We start from the raw sequence: 25,672 nt of genomic DNA on the forward strand, positions 1-25,672 counted from the left end.
CCCCTATACTCGTTCAGGGGCGGGACTCATTGGCGAGGAAGCACTTAGAACTCGTTTGGGTCCAGAGGAGTCGGGAATGCCTCAGGGTTGGATCCACCCACTCTCCATCGCAGGGTACGAAGGCCCTCACCCTTGATATGTGCGTTCCACGCCTTGATGTACAGCGCCAGGATATGAGCTTGTGAATAGTTTCGTTTCGACGAGGGCGTGCTGATGAGCCACTCGCGCAAGCGGCGTATCGGGTTGTCTTGTGTCAGGTCACTCCCGTCCGCCAAGCGGTCGAAGAACGAGTCGGCTTCCTCTTCATCCAGCGTAGAGAACAGGAAGTGAGAGACAGCGGCGACTGCTGGAGACATGCGAAATTTTTTGATTGGTTGTGACTGCTGTACAGACTTCCGCAGACCAGGACAGTCCTCCAGAAGTGTCAACAGCTCCTCATAGGTGGGCTCGATTTTGAAGTACCGTAGTGTTCCCTGCTCGTATCGCCAGTACAACCGCAGTGCAGCAGCCAACTCGGTCACCAGCGATTCGTTTCGCAGTCGTAGCACGTCAGCCAGGCTACGTTTCGCGCCGGTATCCATGGTGACCTGCGCATCCCTGGAGATACCCCACGCCACGAACGACTGCACTGAGCACCCGGAACGATAGATGGCCAACAGCCGGTGTTGACCATCCCGCAACCTGTCATTCTCATCGAACCGTACAGTGTCCCCGTTTATCTGCCACTCGCCTCGTTGTATCGCTCCTACGATCTTCTCCACCAGACGTTCGCGTACGTTGCGGTTGCTGTCGTTGGTCTCCAGCCACTGACCAGCCATTTCCGGGGTTATAGTCATCAGCTGGACAGTTGGATTGAGGTTGTTCTCACGGTGCGTACGAGATACCTGGGAGCTATGGTTATCCATGATTGTCCTTCCTGAGGACATGCAAGAGGGAGGATGACCGTGTCAGCGGTGTTGGTTGGCGCCGCTCGCTGACACGGCATCCTTCACTCGGGGTGATCGTTTACTCTCACTAGAGTAGGCGATCACTCGCTCTATGAGCTAGCCCCCCCGGTGTCGTGGTAGCGCTGCTTCGAAGTTAGCTCTCTATGATCAAAGTTTGATGTCTCTGCTGTGCTCTCCGCGTTGCCGGAGTTCAGCTCATTTCCGCATGTAGACAAGTTGCTCAGTCGAAGCGGTTGGTTTTGAGGGCGGTGAGGAAGGCCGTCCACTGGGTGCGGGTGGTGGCGAGGTGGCCCGCCGCGCGGTTCTTGGTGTCGCGCACGGCCACGCCTTCGGGGAATCCGCCGACCTCGACGCAGGCGTTGCCGGTGGAGCTGCGGCTGGACTTGCGCCAGTTCATGGGTTGCTCAGGTGTCATTGGATGCTCCTTCTGTGTCAGCGAGTGTGGCGATGAGCTCGGCTGATCGTTCGGGACTCATCGCCGTGTTCCGTAGGGTGGTGAGTGCGTTTTCGAAGGCCTGTACTTCTTTCGGGGTATGCAGCAGTGTCAACGAGCTGAAGTGTTCGATGTAGATGATAGGTGCTGCCTTGTCGAAGCCGAAGTAGATGAAACTTCCCGCATGAGTCGGGTTCCATTGACCAGTGAGGCTGGGGACGACCATGATCTCGACGTTGGGTAGTTCACCCATCTTCAACAGGTGCCGTAGTTGCTCTGTGTGCACCTCGGTCCCGCCGATGGGGTCTCGAAGAGCGTTTTCGGTGATGATCGCCGTGAACTCGGGTGCGTCCCGCTTGGTCAGCATGTCGCGACGTCCGAGACGAATGGCTGTGCGTATGTCAGCATCTCGAGGTGACCAGGTCGCGATGATCGCCCGCGCGTAGTCGTGGGTTTGTAGGACACCGGGAATCACCGTAGTGGCTACTTCGGCGATGGTGCTTGCGGTGCGTTCGTACTCGATGAGAGTGGTCATATCGCGGTGCGAAGAGTCACCGACGGCCACCCAATTGGCGTCTTCGGCGGCGCGGGCGAGTTCGACAACCCGTTTGCGCTCGGCATCGGTGGCGCCGAGCGCGGTCAAGATCGCCGCGACCGTTTCTGGTTCTGGGCGTTTGGCACCGCTCTCGTAACGGGCGAGCACGCTATGGTGTTTGTGGACTCTTTCCGCCAGTTTTCGTGTGGATAGCCCTGCTTTCTCACGTGCTTCTCGCAGTTCAGCGCCCAGTGTTCGTGTCTTGGGCAATCCTCGGCTGTTGCCGCCCATGCGCCAACGATAACCCGCGCCTCATGGTGCTTACTTCATTCTATCAGGTGATTGCAGGGAGTGTTGCTAGCAACACATAATGATGCTGGCAACGATAAGCGTTGTTGGCATAAGGAGGGAATCATGCCGCATCCGTTCGTGTGGGTGCCGGGTGGTGGGGCTCGGCACGCGAGCGAGGACAGGGTTCCACCGCCCAGTGTGGAGTTCCCGGAGGGCACGGTGGTGTCCACACTGTGCGGCGCGGAGGTGTCCGCCGAGGTGGACGAGGTGTCGTGGCTGTGGCGCACCTGCCGGGAGTGCGACGAGCGGACACGGGAGATCGTCGGTCTGGAGCCGCTGTCCGAGATCGAGCGGCGGGTGGGGAGGCTGGACCGTGACCAGTGACCAGGCACGATTGGCGCTGCTGCTCACGCACGAGCAGTGGATGGTGGACCAGGTGGCCTACGACCTGGCCGGAGGTCGGGCCACGGCGCGGCAGTGCGCCGAGACGGCCGGGGTGCTGGAGCGGGCCGCGCGACAGCTGCGGGAGCACGGCGCGGCGCTGTCCTTTGGCGGCGGCCTCACCGGTGGGGTCATCGACGCCGGAGTCATCGACACCGGGGCGCTGGGCGAGCGGGACGGTGATCCGTGGTGACCCCGAGCCCGAGCTGGATACTGGGCACCCTCGTGGTGCTGTTCGGAGCTGCCGTCGTGGCCGAGATCCGCTCCCGACGCGGGACGTCCCCCCGTCACGCCGGGGGATCCGGACCGGCGGCGTGGCGGTTGGCCGCCGTGCGGTGGCAGCCGCCCGCCCACCCGGACCCGCCGACGGTGGAGCTGATCCGCTGGCCGCTGTGCGACCCCGACCGAGACCCCCGACTGTTCGAGACCGCCGCGCCGGAACCGGTGACGCAGCGCGGCACCGACACCACCCCCGAGCGGGAGCATCCGGAGCTGGCACTGATGCGCCGCGTGCTCGCCGGGCTGCACCGGCTGCCCCGGAACTGAGCGGCACCGCCGGGCGGGAGTCGCCGGTCGCGTCGCCGACGACTCCCCGGACGCGGAACACCCCGGGCGGGGTCGGAGGTCCTCAACCCGTGGCCACGGACTCGTCCGAGCCAGCCCGTTCCGACACCGCGCCCTCGGGTGAGTCCTCGACGTCCTGCGGACGTGCGGCGGTGCCCACGGCCAGCGCGGCCAGCGCCCCGATCGCACCGAACACGTAGAAACCCCACGGGTAGGCGATACCGGCCGTGAGCAGCGCGCCCCCGATCAGCGGCCCGCTGATGGCGCCGATCCGCCCCACACCGGTGGTCCAGCCGAGACCGGTCGCCCTGCTGTCCACCGGGTAACTGCGCCCCACGAAGGCGTAGACCAGCACCTGGGCGCTGAACACGAAGAAGCCGGCGAAAAACACCGCCGTGTACAACCCGAAGGCGGGCAGTTTGACGCTGAGCAGCGCCAGCATCACCGCCGCCGCGCCGAACCAGGACACCGTGGAGCCCTTCACCCCGGCGCGGTCGGCCACGTTGCCCGCCACGACCAACCCGGCCACGGCACCGGCGTTGAGCGTCAACAACAGCCCCAGCGACTCGCCGAGCGGGTACCCGGCGGTGCGCATGATCTCCGGCAGCCAGGTGTTGAGCCCGTAGACCAGGATCAACCCCAGGAAGGAGGCCACCCAGAAGGCCACCGTGGACACCGCCATGCCGTTACGGAACAGCAGCGAGATGCTCTCGCGGACCGAGGCGCCGCCGGACTGCTGCCGGGTGCGCTCCTCCCTCCTGCGGAACACCTCGGACTCCGGCAGGTACCGCACCATCAACGGCACCAGCACCAGAGCCGGAGCCGCCCCCGCGACGAACATCGCCTGCCAACCGAAACTCGGTATCAGCCCGATACCGAGCAACGCCGTGAGCACCGCGCCGACGTGGTAGCCGGTCATGATCGTGGTGGTGGCGGTCCCGCTCCGGTTACCACGGGCGTACTCGGTGGACAGGGTGATCGCGGTGGGCAGACAGCCCCCCAGACCCAGGCCCGCCAGGAAACGCAGCAACCCGAACACGAAGGCGGACGGCGCCACCGCACACAACAGCGTGAACACCGAGAAGGTGGTCACCGCCACCAGCAGCACCCGGCGGCGCCCGATGAGATCGGTGATCACCCCGATGGTCAGCGCCCCCACCATCATCCCGATCAGGCCCACGGTGGAGACGACCGAGGCGCTCGCCGGGTCGAGCCCCCACAGCTCGTTGTCGAGCATGACCGGCAACACCGTTCCCAGCACCACGAGGTCGAAGCCGTCGAGAAGCACCGCCGCCCAACACAGCGGCAGCACCCATCCGGCGCCCGCGCGGCCCGTCGTTCCAACACCCGACACAGCTCTCTCCTCGATGTGAACGTGGCTCGAAGTGGCCGACGGCCGCGACGATCCTCAACCGCCGACCGGGGCGTGTCCCGTGCACGGCACCACCCCGTGTGCTCGTGGTGCGTCGCACTCGCGGCCGTCGGCCAGTCAGCGTGACTTTGACCCACGTCATATGTCCAATACCATCTCGTGGCGGTACTCATATCCGTGACATATGGCCTGATGCTGCGCAGTGACAGGGGCGGACCGTGGAACTACGCCATTTGCGTTACTTCGTGACCATCGCCGAGGAGCAGAGCCTCACCCGGGCCGCGACCCGGCTGCACATGGCCCAACCGCCGCTCAGCGCGCAGCTGCGCAAACTCGAAAGCGAGGTCGGCACCGCCCTGTTCCACCGCACCACCCGGGGAGCGCAGCTCACCGAGGCGGGGAAAGTGCTGCTGGACGAGGCACGGCGGATCCTGCACGAGGTCGAGCAGGCCACGCGGATGACCCGTGAGGTCGGCAGCGGGCTGGTCGGCAGACTCGCCCTCGGGTTCATCCCTTCGGCCTCCAACGCGGTGCTGCCACCCATCCTGCGTCGGTTCAAGGCCGAGTACCCCGAGGTCACCCTGCACCTGCAGGAGATGCGCCCCGACGAGATCGTCGAGCGGCTGCACGACCGCAGGATCGACGCCGGGCTGTTCTACCTGCCCTTCGAGGACCCCGCCCTGCACGTGCGCCCGGTGGCCGAGGAGTCGCTCGTGCTGGCCGTACCCTCGACCCACCCCCTGGCCGACCGGGAGCGGGTGGAGCTGTCCGACGTGGTCACCGAACCGTTCATCCTGCCCGCACGGCACGGCAGCATGCCCGGGCTGTACGCGATCGTGGTCGAAGCCTGCGAACGGGCCGGGTTCACCCCACACGTGGTGCAACGCGACGTCTGGCTGATCCAGACCATCGTGGGGCTGGTGGCCGGAGGCATGGGGGTCTCGGTGGTGCCCGCCTCGGTGCGCAGACTGCAACGCCCCGGTGTCGCCTTCCTCGCGCTGGACGACGTCACCGAACAGGCCCAGACCGCCATCGCCTGGCGCAGCGGTGCCCCGCATCCGGTGCTGCGTTCCTTCCTGGACCTCGTCGTGCCCGGAGAGACTCGGTCCTGAGTCGGGAGACCGCGGACCTCCACTGGGCCGATCGGATTGCCTTGCCCGGCGCGGTGTGGACCGGTCCGCGCGGAAGCGGGTAGAAGACGAGACATGGACGCTGACTGGCGCATCCGGTTTCCCGGGCGGATGCTGCTGCTCGGCTGCGGAGCCGTGTCCCGATGTCTCCAGCCGCTGCTGCTGCGGCACGTCGACCTGGACCCGCGACGGCTCACGGTCATGGACTTCGTCGAACCACCGGCGGGGGTGGAACAAGCCCTCGCCGCCGGAGCGCGCTACGTGCGGCACCGCCTCACCAGGGAGAACTTCGCCGGAACGCTGGGGGCCGAACTCGGGGCCGGTGACGTGCTGATCAACCTCACCTGGGACGTCGACTCCTGCGCGCTGGTCGAGTGGTGCCACCGGAACGGGGTGCACTACCTGGACACCTCGATCGAGACGTGGAACTCCGACGGAGACCCGGAGACCACTCCCGCCGACCGGACCACCTACCGCAGACACGCCACCCTCCGCGCCCTCGGCGAGAACCTCGACCACCACGGCCCCACGGCCGTGGTCGAACACGGCGCCAACCCGGGGCTGGTCAGCCACCTCACCAAACGGGCGCTGCGCGAGGTGGCCCGCGCCCTGCTCGACGAGCGGGGAAGGCGGATCGAGCCCGCGCGGCGCGCACGCCTGGAAGGGGCACTGTCCGACGACGACCACGCGCGGCTGGCCCTGTGGACCGGGACCAGGTCCGTTCACATCGCCGAACGGGACACCCAACGCGGAGACCGCCCGAAGGAGGTGGACGAGTTCGTCAACACCTGGTCGGTCAAAGGCTGCCACGAGGAGGGAACCGCCCCGGCCGAGCTGGGCTGGGGAACGCACGAACGGGAGCTTCCGCCGCTGGCGGTCACCCACGCCACCGGTCCAGGCAACCAGATCTATCTCGCGCGCACGGGAATGAGCACCTGGGTTCGCTCCTGGGTTCCCTCCACCGGGCCGATGCTGGGCATGATGATCAGCCACGGCGAGACCTACACGATCAGCGAACACCTCACCGTCCACGACGGATCGGGCGGGGTGGTGTACCGGCCCACCGTGCACTTCGCGTACCTGCCCAGCGACGCGGGACTGGCCTCGCTGCACGAGTGCCGGATGCGGGGATACCGGATGCAGTCCGCCCAGCGGGTCATGAGCTCCGAGATCGTCGCCGGGATGGACGAACTCGGGGTGTTGCTGCTGGGGCACGACCTCAACGGTTGGTGGACGGGGAGCCAACTGGACATAACCCGGGCCAGAGCACTGGTGCCCGGTCAGAACGCCACGACCGTGCAGGTGGCCGCCTCGGCACTGGGGGCGCTGCGGTGGATGCTCGCACATCCCGAGCGGGGACTGTGCGTGCCGGACGACCTCGACGACGAGGAGGTGCTCGCCGCCGCCGAACCGTATCTCGGCGAGTGCCCCTCCGTACGCACCGACTGGACCCCGGCCAGCGGTTCCTGGGATCTGTTCGGAGCCGCTGCCGCGGCCACGGCGCGGGACGATCCCTGGCAGTTCACGAACATTCTGGTCACGTGAGGACGATGAGAACACGGACGGATCAGGAAAGGGCGGGACCACACGCTCGCGCACGGTGATCCGTGGCGGGAAAACAACGGCACCACCGTGATCGCGCACTCACTCCAATGGTGGTGTGGCCACCACCCCGCGTGTGGACAGCGCCGGGATGAATTCCGCCGTTAGCGCCCGTCGGGGTGATCGGGCCACCGCGCCCGGAGCGAACGGTGTGTCCGCGTTCCCTCGTGTCCCCGGCATTCGGACGAGCATCGTGGAAGGTGCTCGCGGCCCAGCGCCGGATCTCATCCGGCGGGAGGGGCTGGATTCCGCCGCGAGTGCCACGCCAACCAGGTCGAGGACGAGCACCGTATCCGGAGGGGCGCGGTCATCATGAACACGACATCTGTCCATTCCTCCGAGCTCGCCGACGAGCTGTGCTCGGCGGCGTTCTCGGCACTGCGCAGAAGCGACCAGAGACGACGGGGCCACCAGTACGTGCACGGACTGTTGTCCACCCGGGGGCGACGTTCGATCCGCAACATCGCCGGAGTTCTCGGCGGGGCCGCCGCGGCCCAGAGCCTGCACCACTTCGTGCACAGCTCCACGTGGGACTGGATGACGGTGCGGGACCTGCTGGTGCGCGCCCTGCGCGAGCGGGTGCGTCCGGTGGGCTGGGTGGTGCGTCCCCTGTCCATCCCGAAAACCGGGGGACACTCGGTGGGAGTGAGCACGAACTCCAACAGCCAGTACGCCTTCGGACTCTGGATGGTCACCCCGGGATTCAGTGTGCCCGTCAACTGGAGGTTGTTCCTCGCCCCCGAGTGGGTGACCGACGAGGACAGACGCCACCAGGCGGGCATCCCCACCGAGGTGCGTCCGGAGAGTCCGGCCCAGTGCGCGACCAGCGTGCTGCTCGAAGCGGTCCGCCGCTGGGGTCCACTGGGGGCGCCGGTGATCTTCGACGGTGTGGGCTCCGCCGAAGCGGTCTCCGGCGGGGAACTGGCTGGGGCCGAGTTCCCCTTCCTGATGGGGACGACACCCTCCCTGCGCTGCACGGTGGCCGAGGCGAGGCTTCCCGGCTACGGCTGTGGTCCCGTCTCCGCCGGGTACCTGCTCGACTCGGTGCGGGGGCTGCGCCGACCCGTCGAGTGGACCGATCCAGACACCGGCGCCACGGTGGCCAGCTCGGCGGTGTCGGCGAAGATCCTGGTGGCCGGGCACCACCACGGCACGGGTGGGGGCGCGGACCGGCGGGTCCCGTTCCGGTTGGTCGGCGAGTGGGAGGACCCGCAGCGGCCCCCGCGACGACTGTGGCTGACCAACGCCCACACCCCGCCGGTGGAGACCCTGGTGCGCAGCACCAGGCTGACCGCGCGGGTGGCCGCCGACGCCTGCGAGATCGGCGACGCCGTGGGAATGCGCGACTTCGAGGGACGCTCCTTCCCCGGCTGGCACCGCCACGTCACCCTCGCCTCGATCGCGCACGCAGCGCGGGCCCTCGCCCGTGCCGAGGAGGGGCGGAGCGCTCAGCGGACCCCGCTGCCCGCGTGACCGGTCAACGAGGTCGGCTGTTCGGGACCGCGCAGTGTGTGCCTGGTGCGTTGCAGGCGCAGCGCCAGCTGGATCTCCAGCGAGCGTTCCGGATGCTGCCAGTTCGGCCCCAGCAGTGTGGTGACGCGCTCCAACCTGCGGGAAACGGTGTTGGGATGCACGTGCAGCGCCTCCGCCGCGTTGGTGGGGCTGGACCCCGACTCGAAGTAGGCCCGTAACGTGCGGACCAGTTCGGTGGACTGCGCCGAGTCGTAGTCCAGCACCGGCCCGATCGTGGTGCGGATGAAACCGTCCACGTCGTGGTTGTCGGACAGCAGCATCCCCACGAAACCCAGCTCACCGGCAGCGGCGGCGTGCCCCGTGTTGCCCAGCGCGGTGAGGGCGTCCAGACAGCGCATCGCCTCCTGGTAGGTGTCCGGCAGGCGGGCCGGTTCGGAGAACGGTCCGGCCGCCCCCACCGTCACCGGGTGACCGAGCAGCTCGGACAGCTCCCTGGAGACGGACCTGGCCACCGCGCCCGCTTCCGCACCGGGCAGCAGCAACACCACGTTGTCCCCGCGAACACTCTTCAGGCCGGACCACCGCGCCGCGTAGGAGGACGCCCACCCGGCAGCGCGGCCGTGTCCCTTCCCCTCCGGGCGGGCCACCACGATCACGTGCGGTTCGTTCAGGTTGATCGACAGCCGTCGGGCCCGCTCGGCGTGTTGTTGGGGGGACAGCCACGGGGAACTGAGCAGGTCCTCGAAGAGCTCCTCGCGCAACTGTCCTTCGGCCACGGCGGTGCTGCGTTGGATGAGCAGCAGCATCGCGACGGTCTGCGCGACCAGCCGCAGCAGCCGCAGCTCGTGTTCGTCCGGCGTCTCGTTCGGCCGTAGCACCAGCGTGCCGAACTGTTCGGAGCCGGCGGCCACGGGACAGGACCAGACTCCGGTGATCGGCTGACAGGGGTGGTGCTGCTCGGAGACGTCGGTGGAGATCCAGTGGTGCTCGAAGTCGGCGATCTCCGGGATGTCGCCGGTGGAGGCCAACACGTTGCCCACCGTGTCCGAGACCAGCAGGGTTCCCCCCAGCTTCTCCGCCGCCTCCGTGACCAGGCTGTGCACGCTCTCACCGCGCAGCACCAGGTCCAACAGCGCGCTGTGCGTCTCGTAGATCCTGCGCATCGCCTGGGAGGTGTGCACCGCTTCGGTGGTGTCCGTTCTCAGCTCGGAGACCTCGGCCCGGGTGCGGTCGAGGGCGCGGGTTTTCTCGATGGCCACCGTGGCCAGCTCACCGAGCGAGGAGAGCAGGGTGATCTCGTCGGTGGAGAAACTCCTGCTCTCCCGGCTGGCCACGTAGAGCGAGCCCAGCGAGGTGCTGACGTCCTGAAGCGGGACGGCCAGGATGGAGCACAGCTTCTCGGCGCGCACCACCTCGTCGATGACCCCGGAGTGCGGAAACCTGTCGTCGGAGAGGTAGTTCGAGGACCAGAAGGGGGCACAGTGGCGGGTGGCCTCGTTGCCCACACCTCCGTCGGAGGGAACCCGGAATCCCACGGTGATGGTGGAGGCGTGGCCGTCGGCGGCCCGGACGTAGGAGCAGTCCTCGTCCTCGGAGTGGAGACTGATCCACGACATGTCGAGGTTCAACAGCAGTCGGGCCCGCTTGGTGATCAGCTTCAACAGGGTGCCCAGCTCGTGGGGAAGCGCCAGTTCCCGGGCGATGTCGACCAGGGCCGCCATGCCGGCGGCCCGCTGCTGGGGGCGCGCCGCCGAGCCACGTATCCGAAGCGCCAGATTCCTGGCCCGGTCGACGTGTTCGAGGATCCCCACGGAAGTGTGTTCGCGGCGCAGCCGTTGCGCCCAGCGCTCCAGCAGGGTCGGTGAAGCCTCTTCCGCCAACAGTTCCAGGAGTTCGAGCAGTTCGTCGCCCGGAACGGCGTCTTGCGTGGTCACCGGTGTCGTTCCCCCTAGTCTCGTTCCTTGCGGAACTCCAAGATTAGCAACCGAATCGGACGAACAGGACTCCTTCGGCCCCACGACCTGACAGAGAATACGGCGTTCACCGAAAACACGGGTGTCGGACCACCGCCGTTCTGTGGACGGAATGTAGTCGGATCACCTTCCCGCACGTCGTGTGCTGCGAAATCCTGTCGAGGAGTCGTTGAGCGAGGACTACTCCACAGTCGTGAGGAACGGGATGACCGAAGTCAAAAGCTATGTCCGTTCACTGGAACGCAGCAGGATTTCCATGACGCGGAAGGACCGGCCCCGGGTGTTCACCATGCGCGGATTCGAGTGGGATCTGCTCGACGGGGTGTTCGCTCCGGTCTACTCACCTTCCACGGAAGTGGGACTGGACTTTTTGGAGCAGTATCGTGTTCCTTTCGGCGGATCTCTGCTCGAAATGGGATGCGGTGCGGGACTGGCGGCCGTGTTGGCTGCGAAATACGGGTGTGCGAATGTGGTCGCCTCCGACATCAATCCGAACGCGGTACTCAACACCGCGCTGAACGCGGAACGCCACGGTGTCGCGGACCGGCTGCGGGCCGTCCACAGCGACGTCTTCCTCGGCTTGGACCCCGAGCAGCGCTTCGACACGATATTCTGGAGTTCCAACTACGTGTACGGCCCGGAGGACTACGAGTACGGCTCCCTGCACGAACGGGCCTATGTGGACGCCGGTTACCGCGCCCACCGGGACTTCCTCGAACAGGCTCCGTCCTGGTTGACCGAGAACGGGACCGCCCTGCTGCACTTCAGCAGCCGGGGGGACCTGGGCGAACTCGAACGGCTGGCCGGCTCCCTCGGCCGCCGCCTGCGGACGGTGGCCGACAGGGACGTGATCGAGGACGAGTACGGCTTCGACTCCGTGCGTCACCTGCTGCTGGAGGTGCGCCGCGCGGACTGAGGACCACGGTGGAATATCCCCCGCGCGGCCCGCGCCGCCCCGGCGGTCACGCCGGTGAGCCGTCGGTGAGGCCCCGCTCCTCGGGACTCTCCGAGGTGCGGAAACAACGGTTCTCGAGATCGTCGAACACGGCTCGCAGGTCGACGCCGAGCTCACACAGCTCCTCCAGGGTGTGCTGGGCCCGTGTGTGCGTCTCCAGCATGGTGTCGCCCTGCGGGGGGTGGTGGCGGGCGGCGCTCTCCAACACGGAGGGGGACAGGGCCTGGGCGGTGTTCCACCCGATGAGCCGGGAGACGTGTCGGGCGCGCAGCGTCGTCCACAACAGACGGGGTGGCCGTGCTCCCGCGGCGCGGAGCACGCGCCACCACCACCCGTCGAGCCGGGTCTCCCGAACGCGGTAGGCGAGCCGGGCCAGCGCGGTGCCGGCCCGGTCCCGCAGCTGTGTGGACCTCTCCGTGCGCAGCGCGTCCAGCCGTCTGTTGACCTCCGCGTCGACCAGCCCGACGGGCAGCGAGGCGACCGCGGTGATCCTGTGTAAACGTGTACTCGCCGCCATCGCCTGCTCCGAGCCCACGACGTGGGCCTCCAGCACGCGCCGGTAACGCTCCGGGGAAAGCACGCAGGTGCTGTGCACCCCTATCCCCCGGGCCAGACACTTCCGGTAGGCGTGGATACCGGCCTCGGTGGCCGGTATGCGGACCAGCAGGTTCGGCCGGTCCACCGTGGCGTGTAACCACGCGGCCGTGTCGACCAGCGCCTCCGTCTCGTGGGCGTGGCACGGAAGCACGGCCGCGGAGACGTATCCGTCGCGGCCCGCACTGGCCTCGTGGACGTGGCGCAGCGCGTCGCACACCTCGCGGACCGTGGTGTGGGAGGTGGCGTCCGTGCGGAGCAGGGCTCCGAGCCAGGAGTGTCGGCTCAGCGTCGTTCGGATGCCCTCCGGGACACGGGAGGTCCCACGAACGTCTCCGACCAGCCAGGGGGTCACCCCTTCGGCCGTGAGACGGTCGAGAAGGTCGTTCTCCGGGCCGATGATCATGCCCTCCGATGGTAGGTGGACAGGCGTGTCCGCGTTGAGGCGCACGGTCTTCTTCGTCAGGTTTTCCCTGAATTCGGATTCTACCGATTCCCTCCTCGGGGGCGGATGCGCTGAAAGAGTGTCACGAAAGACACTTCCGCGCGCTCTGGAGCGGGGATCCGGGTTCCGCTGCCGCGACGAGGACGGCGTGGTCGGTTGGCCGCTCGGCGTGGGGCGCTCGGAGAAGCATTCCCCGGGCCGGAGGCTTTTTCCCTCGGACCGGCCGGCGTCACCGTCTCCTCCGGCCCGGCACGCCTGCTTCACCGAATTCCCGTTCCGGGTACTCCTGACGCTCCGTTCCGTGGAAGTCCGTGGGAGTAATTCGGTCAGGTTCCTCCCATGTTCGCGGCGAAGTGACGAAGTGAAACCGTCCGGTTGCCGGAACGCGAGCGGTCTCCGCACGATGTGAATCGTCCCCGACGGGATTCCGGGAAAGGAATTATTCGCTCCGGAAAGGGCGATGATCGGGTCGGTGCGGCCGGGCTTTCGGTTTGTTCCGTTCCCGTGTCGGATCTTTCCCGCTCTCCTCCCGGAAGGGATTCGGGGAGTTCTTTTTCGGAAGTACGGAGGTTTGTCATGCCTTCCAGACGGCTGTTGGAGGAGTTCGGCCGGTGGGTCGAGCGCTCCCCGGACAGTCCGGCCGTGATCGGGTCGGGCGGCACCTGTTCGTACGGTGAGCTGGACCGGCTGGCGCACCGCGCGCGGGAGACGGTGCGTGGGGTGCCGAGCGGGCCGGTGTGTGTGCCCGCCTCGAAGTCGGTCGAGACCCTGGCGCTGTTGTTGGGTTGCTGGGCCGAGGACCGCGGCGTTCTGTTGCCTTCTGAGGACCTCGGCGGCACCGTGCTCGGGTCGTTGGCCGCCCGGGCGGGGTGTTCGGTGTTGTTGACACCGGCGGTGACCCCCGACGAACGCTTCACCGTGGCGGTGCGCCGTCTCCCCGGAGAACGGGAGGAAGCGCCCGCCACCCCGGGCACCGACGCACTGCTGTTGCTGACCACCTCGGGCTCGACCGGTCTGCCGAAGACGGTGCCGCTGTCGGACACCGGGGTGCTGGAGTTCCACCGGTGGGCCAGCGACCGGTTCTCGCTGGGACCCGGCAGGAGGGTGCTCAGCTACGCACCCCTGAACTTCGATCTGAGCCTGCTCGACGTGTGGAGCGCGCTGGCTTCGGGAGCCACCACCGTGCTCGTCGACCCCCGCCGGGCCACCGAGGGGCGGTACCTGCGGGACCTGATCGTCGAGCACGAGGTCGGCCTCGTGCAGTCCGTTCCGATGCTGTTCGGGATGCTCACCGACCACGTCGGCGAAAGCGGACTCCCCGCGGTCACCGACGTGCTGATCACCGGCGACACCGTGCGGAAGTCACTGGTGGCGGAAATCGGCGCGATGGCGCCGAACGCGCGGTTGTTCAACGTCTACGGCTGCACCGAGACGAACGACAGCCTGGTCCACGAGTTCGACACCTCGGAGCTCGGCGACTCCGGCAGGGTGCCCCTCGGGTTTCCGGCTGCCGGGGTCTCCACCCGGATCGTGGACAGCGCCTCGCGTGTGGTTCGTGGCGAGGGCACGGGGGAGTTGTACGTCTCCACCCCCTTCCAGGCTGAGGGATACCTGGACCCGGAGGCCACGGCGGAGAAGTTCGTTCCCGATCCGGCCGGGCAGACAGAGGATATCTATTTCAGAACCGGGGACATAGTCACCCGTTCGGAAGAGGGAACCATATTTCTGGAGGGCAGGGACGACTATCACGTCAAGGTGCGTGGTGTGCGTACCAATCTCGCGGAGATAGAACACGTCATCAACGAGCACCCGCAGATCCGGGAAGCGGCGGTCGTGGCTGTTCCCGACGAGTGGGCGGGAAAGCGGATATGCGCCTATGTGTCCCCGTTGGAGGGTGCGGCGCGCGCCGAACTCACCACCCTGGGGATCCGCAAGTACTGCGGGCAGCGACTGGCACGGACCTCCATTCCGGGGAAAGTGCGGATCGTGCAGCGCCCGCTTCCGAGAACGTCGACCGGAAAGATAGACCGCAAAGCCATACAACAGGAGGAGGAGAGGGGTTTTTCCGATGTCGCTGGCTGAGGAGATCGCCGAGCACGTGGTGGAGGAGTTCGCCTCCGACGTCTCCGTGGACGAACTCGAGTACGACATGGACCTGCTGGACAGCGGAGTGGTGGACAGCCTGGGGCTGGTTCGGCTGGTCTCGTGGATCGGGAAGCGCTACGAGATCGACGTCGATCTGGTCGACGTCTCCCCGGACAACTTCAGGTCCGTGAACTCCATGTGTTCGTTCGTGCGTGGTTTCGAGAAAGAGTGACTTTTTCCGTTTCGAGGAGGAACGATGTTCGTGCGCAGCAGTTACGAGGTCCCGGGAGTCGAGTGGGGAAACGGGAACAGCTACCGGCTCCTCGTGGAGTCGGACGGGATGGGATTCGCCGTCGCCCACACCGTGGTCGAGGCGGGAACCGAGTCGCGGATGCAGTACACCAGGCATCTGGAAGCCTGCTACTGCATTTCGGGAAAGGGTGAGATCCGTTCCGCCGACGAGGACCTCGCTTTTTCGCTCGAACCCGGTGTGCTGTACGTGCTCGACCGACACGACCGCCATGTGCTGATCGCCGGTGACGAGGCGGACATGCATCTGCTCAGCGTGTTCAACCCGCCGATCGACGGCACCGAGAGACACGTGCTCAGTCCCGACGGATTCTCCAGCTACTGAGGGAGGTAATCGTGGACACCGACCACCTTTCCGAACAACAGCGGGAGTGGTACGAGAAACTGGCCGGACTGGGCGAGGAACTCAGCGCCGATCACCTGGTCGACGACGCCACCGAGGAGTTCTGCCCACGGAAGTGGAGAACCCTCGCCGACACGGGGCTCTTCGAGTTACCGATACGGGAGGGGGAGAAGCCCGACGGGCGGTTACTGACGACGCTGGCGGCCCTGGAGGGGCTCGGTTACGGCTGCCGGGACAGCGGGCTGAGCTTCTCCGCGGCCACGCACATGGCCAGCACCGGACTGCCCGTGTTCCGCTTCGGCTCCGCCGCGCTGCGTGAACGCTACCTGCCGGGAGTCCGCACGGGTGAGTCCATAGGGGCGCACGCGATCACCGAGGCCGAAGCCGGTTCCGACGCCCTGGCCATGGGGGCCACGGCCGAGCCGGACGGGGACGAGTACGTGCTCAACGGGCACAAGGTGTTCATCAGCAACGCTCCGATCGCCGACCAGGTGGTGGTCTACGCGCGCACCGGCCCGGCGGGCACCGCGGCCAGCGTCACCGCCTTCGTGGTCGACGCGGACACCGCCGGACTGACCCTCGGGGAGCCGGTCAGCACGATGGGGCTGCGCACCTCGCCCCTGGGGGAGGTGCGCCTGGAGGACGTGCGGGTCCCACGGGAGCGGATGCTCGGCCACCCCGGAGGTGGGTTCCTGATCCTGGGGCACGTGATGTCCAGGGAGATCCTGTGCGTCTCCGCGATCCAGATCGGGGAGATGCGCTATCGCCTGGAACGCTGTCTGGAGTACGCGACCGAGCGACACCAGTTCGGCCGTCCCATCGGTTCCTACCAGGCCGTCTCGCACTCCCTGGTGGAGATGAGACTGGGACTGGAGACGGCGTGCAGGTGGCTCCACGACACGGCACGGCGGATGGTGGACCGAAAGGACACCACGTTCGAGGTGGCGGCCACGAAGCTGGCCACCAGCGAGGCCAACTCGGCGAGCGCGCGGAAGGCCATGCAGATTTTCGGCGGTCGTGGCTATCTCACGGAGAGCGGAATAGAACGCATGGTCCGGGACTCCCTTTCCGGAACCGTGTACTCGGGAACCTCGGAGACACAACGAAATCGTATAGCCGCCCTCATGGGACTTCCCGGGCAGTGAAAGGACGTGGTTTTCGTGGAAAGAAACGACCAGGATGGAAGCGTGGAACCAACCGAGTTCCTCGACCATGACTCCGGTCCGGTGCGGGATTTCGTCCACTGTGCCGTGGAGGGAGCCGAGTCCTCCAGGGAGAAGGCCGTCCGGCTGTACTACGCCGTGCGGGACGGGGTGGACTACGAGGTCTACGGAAGCGACATGTCCCGCCACGGCCTGCGGGCCAGCACCATCGTCGAGAACGGTCGCGGTTTCTGCGTGCACAAGTCCGTGCTGTACGCGGCGGCCGTGCGGGCGGTGGGGATTCCGAGCAGGATCGTGGTGACCAAGGTCCGGAACCACCTCGCCTCGGACCGCTTGAGGAGCCTGGTGGGAGGGGACACTTTCGTCCACTGGTTGACCAGCGTTCGGATCGACGGTCGTTGGCTGCGGGCGACGCCGGTTTTCAACAGGCTGCTCTGTCGCCTGTACGGGATGTCCCCTCTGGAGTTCGACGGAACGTCCGAGAGTCTGTATCACCCCTTTGATTCGCGGGGAGGGGAGCGGATGGAATTCCTGGCGAGTTACGGGGAGTACGACGACGTCGACTACGAGGGCCTGATGGCGCTCATGAGACGGGAGCACCCCGCGATGTTCGGCTCCGAGGTCCGGATCGCCGGCGAGGGGAGCCTGCTCGACGAGGCCCCGGTACAGCGAGCGTGATCGGAGTGCGGGGATGGGCTTGACACCCATCCCCGTGCTTACTAAATTCATGCACATACATTGAATGGAGGTTTGGTGATGGCCGCAGTGGACGTCTACTTCGACTACGTGTGCCCCTTCTGCCTGCTCGCGGAGAACGACATCGTCGAGGTCGCCGCGGAGTACGAGGCGGACGTGGCGTGGCATCCCTTCGAACTGCGTCCCTATCCGGAGAGGACGCTGCGCCCGGAGGACGAGTACCTGCCCGCCATCTGGCAGCGGGCCGTGTACCCCATGGCCCGCCGCAAGAACGTGGACATAACCCTGCCCACGATCTCCCCGCAGCCCTACAGCGGCACCGCCTTCGAGGGCTACCAGTACGCCCTGGAGCGGGGAGTCGGCCAGCTCTACAACGACCGGGTGCTGCGGGCCTTCTTCCAACGGGACCTGGACATCGGCGACGTCGAGGTGCTCACCGGCCTCGCCGAGGAAGTGGGCCTGGACGGGGCGGAATTCCGGCGGGCCCTGGACGAACGTCGCCACGCCGCCACCCACCGCGCCGCCCTGGAACACGCCCGCCAGCTGCGGATCACGAGCGTGCCGACGATGATCATCGGTGAACACCGCATCGAGGGCGTGCCCGACCGACAACGACTCCGGGCGGCACTGTCCGAGACACGGAGCCTGACGGGATGAGCCGGTCCGTTCACGGACCGGACGTCGACACCGAAAAACCGAAACGCGGAAAGGAACGAAAATGGCCTGGATCTATCTGGGAATCGCGATCCTCTTCGAGATCGCCTTCGCGCTGGGAACCAACGCCACCAAGGGATTCACCCGCCTGTGGCCCTCGGTGTTCACCCTGCTCGCCGCGGCGGGAGGGATCTTCACCCTGAGTCTGGCGCTGCGCACCCTCGACGTCGGGGTCGGTTACACGATATGGACCGGAGTGGGATCGATCGGGATCGTGCTCATGGGAGCTCTCATCTTCGGAGAGAAGATCAACGCGAAGAAGGTGCTCGGTTTCGCCGCGATCATCGCGGGAGCCGTCGGACTGCGTCTGACGGGAGCCGCCTGAACGCGGAGGAACGAGTTCTCCGTTCTCCCCACCGAATCATTCCCGACACCGCTTTTTCTCGACAGCACTGTTCTCTTTTTCGGAACGTGTGATCCGCGCGGTCCCGCCACGTCCGCACCGACCGTTCCGTGACACGTTCTCCTCGGAGAAGAAACCTTCGAACACTCCGCGTGGATTCCTCATGCGGACAGTGCGAACCCTCATTCTGATAGGAAAGCGAAAATGACCATCGAACAGCAGGCGCCCGTGGAGTCGCCCGCCGCCGGCGGCGTGACGGAGAAAACCCAGTCCCACGGCCGCGCGTGGACCTTCCTGCTCATAGCCGCCGTCTTCGAGATCGTCTTCGCGCTCGGAACGAAAGGCAGCGAGGGATTCACCCAGCTGGTTCCCTCCCTGATCACGGCCGGCGCGGCCGGAATGGGGATCTTCACCCTGAGCCTGGCGCTGCGCACCCTCGACGTCGGGATCGGCTACGCGGTCTGGACCGGTATCGGATCGGTGGGCACGGTCATCGTCGGGTCCTTCCTCTACGACGAGCCCATCACACCGGTCAAGGTTCTCTGCTTCGCGGCCATCATCGGCGGCGTGCTCGGCCTGAAGATCGTCTCCAGGGAGCCCGCCCCCGAGGCCACCGCCGGCGCGCCCGGGGCGTGACCCGCACTCCCCGCTCCAGGCTGTCCCCGGCCCCTGTGACGGGCCGGGGACAGCCGCAAGACCCGACCGTCTTCCCCACGGAGGGACGAACACATGGCATCGGCCCTGTTCGACAAGGAACACATCGACGAATACGTGAACCAGGCGGTGGAACTGTCGCTGCGCAACGTCGCCGAGGGAGGGGTGCCGTTCTCCGCCCTCGTCGTCGACCCCGAACGCGGCGTGGTGGGCACCGGCGTGAACCGGGTGCTGGCCGACCGGGATCCCCTGGCACACGCCGAGGTGGTGGCGTTGCGCGCGGCCACCGGCGACCCGCTGGGGCTGCGTACCACCGGACGCCTGCTGATCGCCTCCGGCGAGCCCTGCGCCCTGTGTTACGTCAACGCGCTCTACTCCAACGTCACCGACGTGATCTCGGCGGTGGACCGCTACGAAGTGGCCCGCCTGGGGTTCAACTATCTCGACTCCTACCGGCTGTTCGCGGCGCCACCGGAGAAGTGGGCCGGCATGACGGTACGCACCTGGCCGGTGGAATCCTCCCACGACCCCTTCACGGCGTGGCGCGAACGGCAGCTGGAAAGGAACACGAGATGAACACCGACACCCGGTTCAACAACGACGGATGGGACGTGCGGGCCCGTCTCGGGGTGGTCGTCCCCCACGCCGACGTGGGCCCGGAGTCCGAACTCAACGCCATGGCCCCCGCGGGCCTGTCCGTGCACGCCAGTCGCCTGCACTTCTCAGCCATGCGTGCCGGAGGGGAGATGGACCCGACGATTCCGCACGATCCCGTGCGCGCTTTCGTGGAACCCCCGGGGGTGGACGAGTGCGTGGAGGCGCTGGCCGCTGCTCCCCTGGACGTGCTCGCCTGTGCCTTCACCAGTTCGGCGTACAAGCACGGTGTGGAGGGTGAGCGGGAGTTCCTGGCCAGGCTGGACAAGAGCTCCAGGGGGATACCGGTGATATCGACCGCCCTGGCGGCGGTGGACGCCCTGCGGGCCTGTGGGGTCGAACGGCTGGCGCTGGTCAACCCCCCGTGGTTCGACACCGAGCTGGACGAGCTGGGCGCGCGGTACTTCTCCGAGCAGGGGTTCCGGGTGGTGCATCACGCGCCCTGCGGAATCCCCAGCGGCCAGCGGCACGCCACTCCTCCCGTGATGTTCGACTGGGTTCGCGGCCTCCCCCGCGAGGTGGACGGGGTGTTCATCGCCGGTAACGGCCTGCGCGCGGTCGGAACCATAGCCCCGCTGGAGGAGGAACTGGGCGTTCCGGTGCTCAGCGCCAACCAGGTACTGCTGTGGCGTGCGCTGACGACGGTGGGGCTGGACCCCGCCGAGGTCCGTGGCTACGGGCGGTTGTTCGCACGCGAATAACCGAATACATGTTTGTGTCATGTACTGTGAAAGCACTGAGTGTGCTGTGCCGAACAGGCACTTCTGGACGGGAGGGGCGTCGCGCCCCTCCCAGCCCGCCCCGTGAGGAGGAGCACATGGCACATCCGGAAACGAGCACCGCCACCACGGAGCCCCTGGCGGGGATCTCGGCGACCGGCAGACAGTGGACCCGCCTGGTCGCGCTGCACGCCCAGGTGGACGGGGTGGTGGAGAAGGCGCTGCACCGCCGTTGTCGGATCGGGCTCTCCGAGTTCCTGGCCCTGGCCGCCTGCGCCTCCGCCGAGGACGGCGAGATGCGGATGCAGGAACTCACCGAGGCGGTCAACCTGAACCAGAGTTCCGTCAGCAGGCTGGTGGGCAGACTGGAGCGTTCCGGACTCACCGAACGCAGGATGTGCGAGTTCGACCGCCGGGGGATCTACACCGGCATCACCGAGCACGGACTGGCCACCCTGCGGGCGGCCGTTCCCGTCTACGAGGAGGCGTTGGGCGAGGCACTGGCCCACGCCGAACTGGACCCGCGACTGGCGCCGTTGCTGGCCGCGATCCGGCGGAGTTCCGAGGAAACCGAGGAGGCCGAAACCGCCTGATCCGTTCCGGGTGACCCGCAGGGCCGGTTCGCCGCGGATTCCGGCCCCGTGAACAGGGTTTCCCGTGGCGGTCTCCTGCTCCTTCTCGCGCACGGAAAGGTGCCGGGAGAGCAGGACGGCAGCTCCCCCGGCACCGGGATCCCGCGGCGAATCCGGTGTTATCCCGGAATCAACTGACGTTGCACTCCGACTCCCAGCTGATGCGGAGTGCCTTCACGCTTCCTTTGGTCCAACCATCCTGGTTGGGCGGGATGCAGAACACGTCTCCGCCACTGGTGAGGAAGTAGACGACATCGTCGTTGCGTGTGTTCTTGAACAGGTAGTCGTCCTCGGTGATGTACTGCCAGCCGCTGGTCACGTCCTGGAACTGGCCCACCCGGTTCCCGGAGTCCGGGTCGTACAGGCACAGGTACGGGTAGGGGCAGGACAACGCCTGGGCGGGTGCTGCCGAGACCAGGGGAGCTCCCAGCAGGACACTGAACGCGGCTGCCGCACAGCCGACGATCTTGTTGATACGACGCATCTTTCCTCCTTCTGTCTGGGGCGGAACAGGTGGTGTCCGGTTTTTTCGGACAGGACGCCGCGGGGTCGGATCAGGGGAGTGCTCGCGTCCCGCCCCTGGCGGACCGTCGGATTCCGGGGGAAGCGTTCACCGCGGCTTGCCGGCACCGGTGCCGGCAAGCTCCTCCCGGTGTCGGATCGTCGCCGCCAGGGCGGGCAGCCGTGGGTCACCGGGAGGGACGTCGATCGAGAACAGGGCCTCGTAGGGGTGGTTCTCGTCTCCGCCCCAGCGGACGACACCGTCACACTCCTCAGTGATTTTCCGGACCGCCGCGAGTTGGTTGGGGAAATACCCTCCCCGGGCCCCCGGCGGATAGGAGCCGGGCAGGATCGCGACGGCGGTACCGGACGCCTGGTTGTTCTCCGGAGTCGCCGCCGGGACGGTGGACGGGGAACGCCAACCGATCACATCGCCCTCCGCGAGGGCACGGACTTCGTAGTGGAACCGGCGGATCACGTGCACCAGCACCGTGGCCACCGCTCCGACCCGCATCGGCACCTCGCAACCGGTGCCGACCACCGGCTGGGTCCAGACCGGTCCGCCGGAGTCGACGGAGGTCACCGTTTCCCAGCCGTTCACGCTGGTTCTTCGGCGCTTTTCCGAGCCCGCCGTGCCCTGTGTCGTCTCGGTGGCGGGGCTGGCCGCGGCGGCCGGGGCGAGGACGGTGCTCGCTCCCACCACCGCCAGGGCGGTGGTTCCGGCGCCGGCGGCGGCGCGCCGCAACAAGCCGCGCCGGGATATCTCCTGTGTCATGCGGTCACCTTTCCCGCGCTGTTCGGATCCTGGAGTGAGTCGTGACGGTCAGGCGCGCTGTATGCTGTAGTACTTCTCGAAGACCTTGTAGACACCGAGCACATCACAGCCGTACTGTTGGGCGTTGTCTCCTGTCCCGTTGTAGCGGGCCAGTATCTTCTTGGTGTCGCAGTCACTGGTCGTCAGCGTGGGGCGGTCTAGGTTCTTCAGATGGGCGCTGTGAAACAGCACGTATGCGGCGAACCTGATGTTGTACCGTTCGTCGGTACGAAGCTTAGTCCATACGCCTTTGAGGTCTTTCTCCTTGCTGAGTTTGCTGCCGTTGACGATTCCCGCGTCGACGCAGTAGTTCCACGCCTCGATGGCTGTCTTGCCGAATATCTGCCCGAGCCCCGTGGAACTGTCGTCACTGACACCGTTGATGACGGCCTCGTCCTTCGCCTTGTCCGTGGGGTTCCACTGGCGGATCTCCCACAGCACGGGGGCCTGGACGAGTGCTTTACGAATGTTGAGCGTCCGGGCCAGACTGGTGAACAGCTCGTCGTGTTCCAGAACCTTGTTGAAGGAGTCGGTGTTGCTGTTGCTTCCGAGAGTCGCCCAGTCATCATCCCATCCTTCTCCGCCGGTCTCCGGAACACCGATGGATTCCAGATAGGCCCTCATGTCCTTGAGCATGGCCGTCTTGTCGGCGAAGTCGAAGGGAACATCGGGCTTTCCGTCGGGGTAGCTCGGATCGAAACTTCCCTGTCCTTCGTCCCGGCCGGAGGCGATGTTGTTGTCGATCTCGATCTCGCCCTCGCCGGATCCGATCGTCACCGTGGCGATCTGGTCGAACGACCAGTCCCTGGGAAGGGGATAGCCGAGGTTGCCGGAAAACGCCGTGGACATTCCGGAGACGAAGCTCGCCGTGCTCAGCCCTTCGGCGGAAACCCGGGAACAGACGTTACGAGGTCCATAGATTCCTACTTTGTACCCCGAGTTCCGCCAGATCACTTCGTTGATACCCCGGAAATGGGGGATGATGTTCGACGTCACCTCGTGGTCCAGGACGTCGAAGTCGACCGCGAAGTAGATCCGGGTGCCGGGCTTGAAGCCGTGGTGGCGTGCCCAGTAAACGGCGGAGTACGCGTCCTCTTGTCCTCGCGCTCGGTCGAAGTAGACCGCTCCTCTTCCGTAGGTCTGGTATATGGGGAAGCAACGCAGTCCGTACCGCGCGATGGTGTCCAGTTCGCCGGGTTGTATCTGCTTCTCCGGCAACGACGTGGTGCTGGGGTTGTACAGATAGCGTCCGATGTACTCGTATCCCGCGTCCTTCAGCGCCCGGGCCCGTTCGGGAGTGATCTCGGTGACGCCGTCGCAGGCCGACCCCCTGCGGTCGGGATCCCCGGTGGAAACGAGTAGCGAGGCCCACGTCCGGTAGTTTCCGGTACCGGTGACACTGAGTTTCACGAACTCCTGGAAGTTACGGGTGATTTTCGACTCGCGTGAGCCGAAGGTGTCCGTGAAAACCGCCCCGCCGCGTTGGTTGCAGATCAGCAACGCGGTGAACAGGCGTACCCATGGCCCCGTCGATCCCGTACTCAGCTCGTGCTTTTTGAGTTCGTCCCGCGTCGTCGGTCCGTACAAGCCGTCGACCTTCTCGTCGGGCAGGCCGCTCTCGTACTGGATCGCGACCATCATGGCTATCGCGGTGTCCCGCGTGTACCTTCCGTCGCAGGGGGAGATGAAGAATCCGGCGCGCCTGGTGTAGCGGCCGTTGAGCCACCGTTGGATTTCCCGGACCTCGGCCGTTCCGCCGTTGACCGTGACGTAGGCGTCCATGTTGAGGATGCCCTTGAACACCTTCGGCATGACCGCGTCGCCGGGGTAAACACTCGCCACCCCCATGTCGGACTTGATGTCGGTGACCGAGGACGAAACGCGGTCGTTGAATTTCCCGTCTATCCCGCCACCGTCGTAGCCCTTGCAGTACAGTCCGGACTGGAGGATACGTATCACGTTCGCCGGAACTGTTACGTCCGCGTCGATACTGGGGTACTTCTGTTCCAGACTCGCGAGTGTCACGGGATTGAACTCATCGGCAAGATGGGTCATACCGACCTCGTGTTGAAGCGCGCGCGTCAGCGCGTTCATGGTGTTCCAGCCCGTGATTCCGTCTTCCGTGAGATTCGGAACGCCGGACACGCCGCCGTAGGTGCGATTCACGAATCGTTGTGCTCTGCGGACCATTTCGTCGGCCACAAGAAGTCTCCTCTCCTGGTGTTCTCGGCTTGACGTCGCAGAAAATCCACGGAGAACCGTGCTGTCCGGAAGGGGGATACTCCGGACAATGCGGAATGGTCGGCGTGACCGAACGGGAGCTCACGACACAGAACGGTAGGGAAATCGCCGTTCCAGGAATACTGTCCGGAACCAGTGTCCTCGTCGGACTACCCGATTCCCACGCGAAAAAAGGATTCCTGACGTCGGTCGTCGACGACGCTTCTACGTTTTCCGGGCACCGTCCACATGCTCGCAGGACCGAGATTCCTCCGAGTCATCTGTTCGAAGCCCAGTGAAAGATGTCTGATCTAGATTAAGATTCTGTCGTTGCTCCATCGGGTGTTAGGTTGGACATCGATTCTGGCCCCTTGTGGGGCCAAAAGGACCGTAGTAACTCCCCCAGTCTTCTCGTCGTGGTGTCGACGTCGTGCTGATCTTAGCAAAAGGGCACTAGATTGCAATAGCTTTCATGTTTTTGGTGTGGATCACACACTGTGGGAAACGTGTTCCACACAGCGCGTTATTTCTCGTGCTCGCCGCTCGTGCGTCGCGTGCCGGGACCGGTCACGCTCGGAGGAGTGTGCCGTGTGAAAGGGGGCGTGCCGGTCATGAACGAGTGCGACGGGACCGGACAGCCGTGGCGGAACGAGGACGAGGAACCGGCCGTGACGGCCGTGGGACGGATGACCGAGGCGTTGGAGAAGATCGAACGGGCCAGGGGAGCGCTCTACGAGTGGCACCAGCTCGTCGGGGCCGCCGACGCCGGAGTCGGGAAGGCCATCCGACTACTGCGCTCCTGCGACCGTCCCGACCTCGCCGACCGGCTGGAGCGGGAGCTGTTCGGCAGGAACGTGCTGCCCGGCAGGTGGACCTTCCAGACCCTGGAGGAGTTCGACGACGGGTACTGGTCCCGGTTCCGGGAACTGGAACGCTGGCTGCGCACGGAACTGCTCGACGGGGCCAGACACGTCCACGAGGCCCGTATGAAGGCACGGGAACGCAGCGAGGACGTCGCGGGAGACCCCCTGCCCGGTTTCGAGACCACCCCGGAGGAGCTGCCGTGAGCC

The 25,672-nt window shown here is 66.3% G+C and carries 28 protein-coding genes; 19 read left to right on the forward strand and 9 right to left on the reverse strand.

From position 1 onward, the window contains the following. Positions 1-44: 44 nt before the first annotated feature. From ACTMO_RS22785 to ACTMO_RS0103770, 3 genes are all read right to left on the reverse strand, one after another. On the reverse strand, positions 45-905 hold the full coding sequence (locus ACTMO_RS22785) for a hypothetical protein (protein ID WP_157062784.1): 861 nt from the start codon (positions 903-905) through the stop codon (positions 45-47). 262 nt (positions 906-1,167) lie between these two features. Beyond that, positions 1,168-1,362: a DUF397 domain-containing protein gene (locus ACTMO_RS0103765; RefSeq protein ID WP_026448842.1), complete on the reverse strand. Its 195-nt coding sequence runs from the start codon at positions 1,360-1,362 to the stop codon at positions 1,168-1,170. Continuing rightward, positions 1,352-2,206 carry a helix-turn-helix domain-containing protein gene (locus ACTMO_RS0103770; protein WP_033401488.1) on the reverse strand — a complete coding sequence of 285 codons (855 nt, stop codon included), beginning with the start codon at positions 2,204-2,206 and terminating at the stop codon, positions 1,352-1,354. The genes ACTMO_RS0103765 and ACTMO_RS0103770 overlap by 11 nt, the downstream gene beginning before the upstream one ends. A gap of 123 nt (positions 2,207-2,329) precedes the next feature. Between ACTMO_RS0103770 and ACTMO_RS0103775 the strand changes: the two genes are divergently transcribed. Genes ACTMO_RS0103775 through ACTMO_RS0103785 form a run of 3 tightly spaced genes read left to right on the forward strand, consistent with a single transcriptional unit; the run spans position 2,330 to position 3,193 of the window. Next, positions 2,330-2,590 (forward strand): HC3 family zinc finger protein, encoded by a 261-nt coding sequence (locus tag ACTMO_RS0103775; RefSeq protein ID WP_019853331.1) that lies wholly within the window; start codon positions 2,330-2,332, stop codon positions 2,588-2,590. Next, positions 2,580-2,840: a hypothetical protein gene (locus ACTMO_RS0103780; protein ID WP_019853332.1), complete on the forward strand. Its 261-nt coding sequence runs from the start codon at positions 2,580-2,582 to the stop codon at positions 2,838-2,840. The genes ACTMO_RS0103775 and ACTMO_RS0103780 overlap by 11 nt, the downstream gene beginning before the upstream one ends. After that, a complete protein-coding gene (locus tag ACTMO_RS0103785; RefSeq protein WP_157062785.1) occupies positions 2,837-3,193 on the forward strand; it encodes a hypothetical protein in 357 nt (118 codons plus the stop codon). Before ACTMO_RS0103780 ends, ACTMO_RS0103785 begins: the two co-directional genes overlap by 4 nt. Positions 3,194-3,275: 82 nt before the next feature. Here the strand turns inward: ACTMO_RS0103785 and ACTMO_RS0103790 are convergent, their stop codons facing one another. Beyond that, complete coding sequence (locus ACTMO_RS0103790; protein ID WP_019853334.1) at positions 3,276-4,565, reverse strand: MFS transporter; 1,290 nt, start codon at positions 4,563-4,565, stop codon at positions 3,276-3,278. 236 nt (positions 4,566-4,801) lie between these two features. On the opposite strand from ACTMO_RS0103790, the gene ACTMO_RS0103795 reads away from it, so the two are divergent. The 3 genes from ACTMO_RS0103795 (at position 4,802) to ACTMO_RS20220 (ending at position 8,788) form a co-directional block, all read left to right on the forward strand. Next, complete coding sequence (locus tag ACTMO_RS0103795) at positions 4,802-5,695, forward strand: LysR family transcriptional regulator (RefSeq protein ID WP_026448843.1); 894 nt, start codon at positions 4,802-4,804, stop codon at positions 5,693-5,695. A gap of 93 nt (positions 5,696-5,788) precedes the next feature. Beyond that, a complete protein-coding gene (locus ACTMO_RS0103800; RefSeq protein ID WP_019853336.1) occupies positions 5,789-7,258 on the forward strand; it encodes a saccharopine dehydrogenase NADP-binding domain-containing protein in 1,470 nt (489 codons plus the stop codon). A gap of 369 nt (positions 7,259-7,627) precedes the next feature. After that, positions 7,628-8,788 (forward strand): IS701 family transposase, encoded by a 1,161-nt coding sequence (locus ACTMO_RS20220; RefSeq protein WP_019853337.1) that lies wholly within the window; start codon positions 7,628-7,630, stop codon positions 8,786-8,788. Here the strand turns inward: ACTMO_RS20220 and ACTMO_RS0103810 are convergent. Beyond that, positions 8,764-10,722: a helix-turn-helix domain-containing protein gene (locus tag ACTMO_RS0103810; protein WP_019853338.1), complete on the reverse strand. Its 1,959-nt coding sequence runs from the start codon at positions 10,720-10,722 to the stop codon at positions 8,764-8,766. The two genes, ACTMO_RS20220 and ACTMO_RS0103810, sit on opposite strands and share 25 nt — an antisense overlap. Before the next feature lie 244 nt (positions 10,723-10,966). Here ACTMO_RS0103810 and ACTMO_RS0103815 point away from each other — a divergent pair, with 244 nt between their 5' ends. After that, complete coding sequence (locus ACTMO_RS0103815) at positions 10,967-11,677, forward strand: 50S ribosomal protein L11 methyltransferase (RefSeq protein WP_033401689.1); 711 nt, start codon at positions 10,967-10,969, stop codon at positions 11,675-11,677. Positions 11,678-11,723: 46 nt separating this feature from the next. Here the strand turns inward: ACTMO_RS0103815 and ACTMO_RS20225 are convergent, their stop codons facing one another. After that, positions 11,724-12,716 carry a transaldolase family protein gene (locus tag ACTMO_RS20225; protein ID WP_019853340.1) on the reverse strand — a complete coding sequence of 331 codons (993 nt, stop codon included), beginning with the start codon at positions 12,714-12,716 and terminating at the stop codon, positions 11,724-11,726. A gap of 615 nt (positions 12,717-13,331) precedes the next feature. On the opposite strand from ACTMO_RS20225, the gene ACTMO_RS20230 reads away from it, so the two are divergent. The 11 genes from ACTMO_RS20230 to ACTMO_RS20240 all read left to right on the forward strand — a co-directional run bounded on the left by ACTMO_RS20230 (position 13,332) and on the right by ACTMO_RS20240 (position 21,028). Further along, positions 13,332-14,837, forward strand: coding sequence for an AMP-binding protein (locus ACTMO_RS20230; protein ID WP_019853341.1), 1,506 nt, complete (start codon positions 13,332-13,334; stop codon positions 14,835-14,837). Then, positions 14,824-15,072, forward strand: coding sequence for an acyl carrier protein (locus tag ACTMO_RS0103830; RefSeq protein WP_019853342.1), 249 nt, complete (start codon positions 14,824-14,826; stop codon positions 15,070-15,072). Before ACTMO_RS20230 ends, ACTMO_RS0103830 begins: the two co-directional genes overlap by 14 nt. A gap of 24 nt (positions 15,073-15,096) precedes the next feature. Further along, positions 15,097-15,474, forward strand: coding sequence for an ectoine synthase (locus ACTMO_RS0103835; protein ID WP_019853343.1), 378 nt, complete (start codon positions 15,097-15,099; stop codon positions 15,472-15,474). A gap of 11 nt (positions 15,475-15,485) precedes the next feature. Next, entirely contained in the window at positions 15,486-16,637 is a 1,152-nt protein-coding gene (locus tag ACTMO_RS0103840; protein ID WP_019853344.1) for an acyl-CoA dehydrogenase family protein, read from the forward strand. A gap of 42 nt (positions 16,638-16,679) precedes the next feature. Next, on the forward strand, positions 16,680-17,333 hold the full coding sequence (locus ACTMO_RS0103845; protein WP_019853345.1) for a transglutaminase-like domain-containing protein: 654 nt from the start codon (positions 16,680-16,682) through the stop codon (positions 17,331-17,333). Between the two features lie 78 nt (positions 17,334-17,411). After that, positions 17,412-18,008 (forward strand): DsbA family oxidoreductase, encoded by a 597-nt coding sequence (locus tag ACTMO_RS0103850; protein ID WP_019853346.1) that lies wholly within the window; start codon positions 17,412-17,414, stop codon positions 18,006-18,008. Positions 18,009-18,069: 61 nt separating this feature from the next. After that, the gene (locus ACTMO_RS0103855) at positions 18,070-18,390 is read left to right on the forward strand and encodes a DMT family transporter (RefSeq protein WP_019853347.1); all 321 of its coding nucleotides are present in this window, start codon (positions 18,070-18,072) and stop codon (positions 18,388-18,390) included. 222 nt (positions 18,391-18,612) lie between these two features. Beyond that, a complete protein-coding gene (locus ACTMO_RS20235) occupies positions 18,613-19,044 on the forward strand; it encodes a DMT family transporter (RefSeq protein ID WP_019853348.1) in 432 nt (143 codons plus the stop codon). 93 nt (positions 19,045-19,137) lie between these two features. Beyond that, positions 19,138-19,638 (forward strand): tRNA-specific adenosine deaminase, encoded by a 501-nt coding sequence (locus ACTMO_RS0103865; RefSeq protein ID WP_019853349.1) that lies wholly within the window; start codon positions 19,138-19,140, stop codon positions 19,636-19,638. After that, on the forward strand, positions 19,635-20,417 hold the full coding sequence (locus ACTMO_RS0103870; protein WP_019853350.1) for a maleate cis-trans isomerase family protein: 783 nt from the start codon (positions 19,635-19,637) through the stop codon (positions 20,415-20,417). The genes ACTMO_RS0103865 and ACTMO_RS0103870 overlap by 4 nt, the downstream gene beginning before the upstream one ends. A 116-nt stretch (positions 20,418-20,533) precedes the next feature. Further along, a complete protein-coding gene (locus ACTMO_RS20240; protein WP_019853351.1) occupies positions 20,534-21,028 on the forward strand; it encodes a MarR family winged helix-turn-helix transcriptional regulator in 495 nt (164 codons plus the stop codon). Between the two features lie 169 nt (positions 21,029-21,197). Here the strand turns inward: ACTMO_RS20240 and ACTMO_RS20245 are convergent, their stop codons facing one another. From ACTMO_RS20245 to ACTMO_RS0103890, 3 genes are all read right to left on the reverse strand, one after another. Beyond that, positions 21,198-21,551, reverse strand: coding sequence for a hypothetical protein (locus tag ACTMO_RS20245; RefSeq protein WP_019853352.1), 354 nt, complete (start codon positions 21,549-21,551; stop codon positions 21,198-21,200). Between the two features lie 126 nt (positions 21,552-21,677). Continuing rightward, complete coding sequence (locus ACTMO_RS0103885) at positions 21,678-22,343, reverse strand: hypothetical protein (protein WP_019853353.1); 666 nt, start codon at positions 22,341-22,343, stop codon at positions 21,678-21,680. A 48-nt stretch (positions 22,344-22,391) separates the two neighbouring features. Continuing rightward, positions 22,392-24,584, reverse strand: a complete 2,193-nt coding sequence (locus ACTMO_RS0103890; RefSeq protein ID WP_019853354.1) for a glycoside hydrolase domain-containing protein — start codon at positions 24,582-24,584, stop codon at positions 22,392-22,394. A gap of 629 nt (positions 24,585-25,213) precedes the next feature. On the opposite strand from ACTMO_RS0103890, the gene ACTMO_RS0103895 reads away from it, so the two are divergent. Beyond that, on the forward strand, positions 25,214-25,669 hold the full coding sequence (locus tag ACTMO_RS0103895; RefSeq protein ID WP_019853355.1) for a hypothetical protein: 456 nt from the start codon (positions 25,214-25,216) through the stop codon (positions 25,667-25,669). Positions 25,670-25,672 lie beyond the last annotated feature (3 nt).

The sequence above is a fragment of the Actinopolyspora mortivallis DSM 44261 genome (assembly GCF_000384035.1).
In the GTDB taxonomy this organism is placed as follows: domain Bacteria; phylum Actinomycetota; class Actinomycetes; order Mycobacteriales; family Pseudonocardiaceae; genus Actinopolyspora; species Actinopolyspora mortivallis.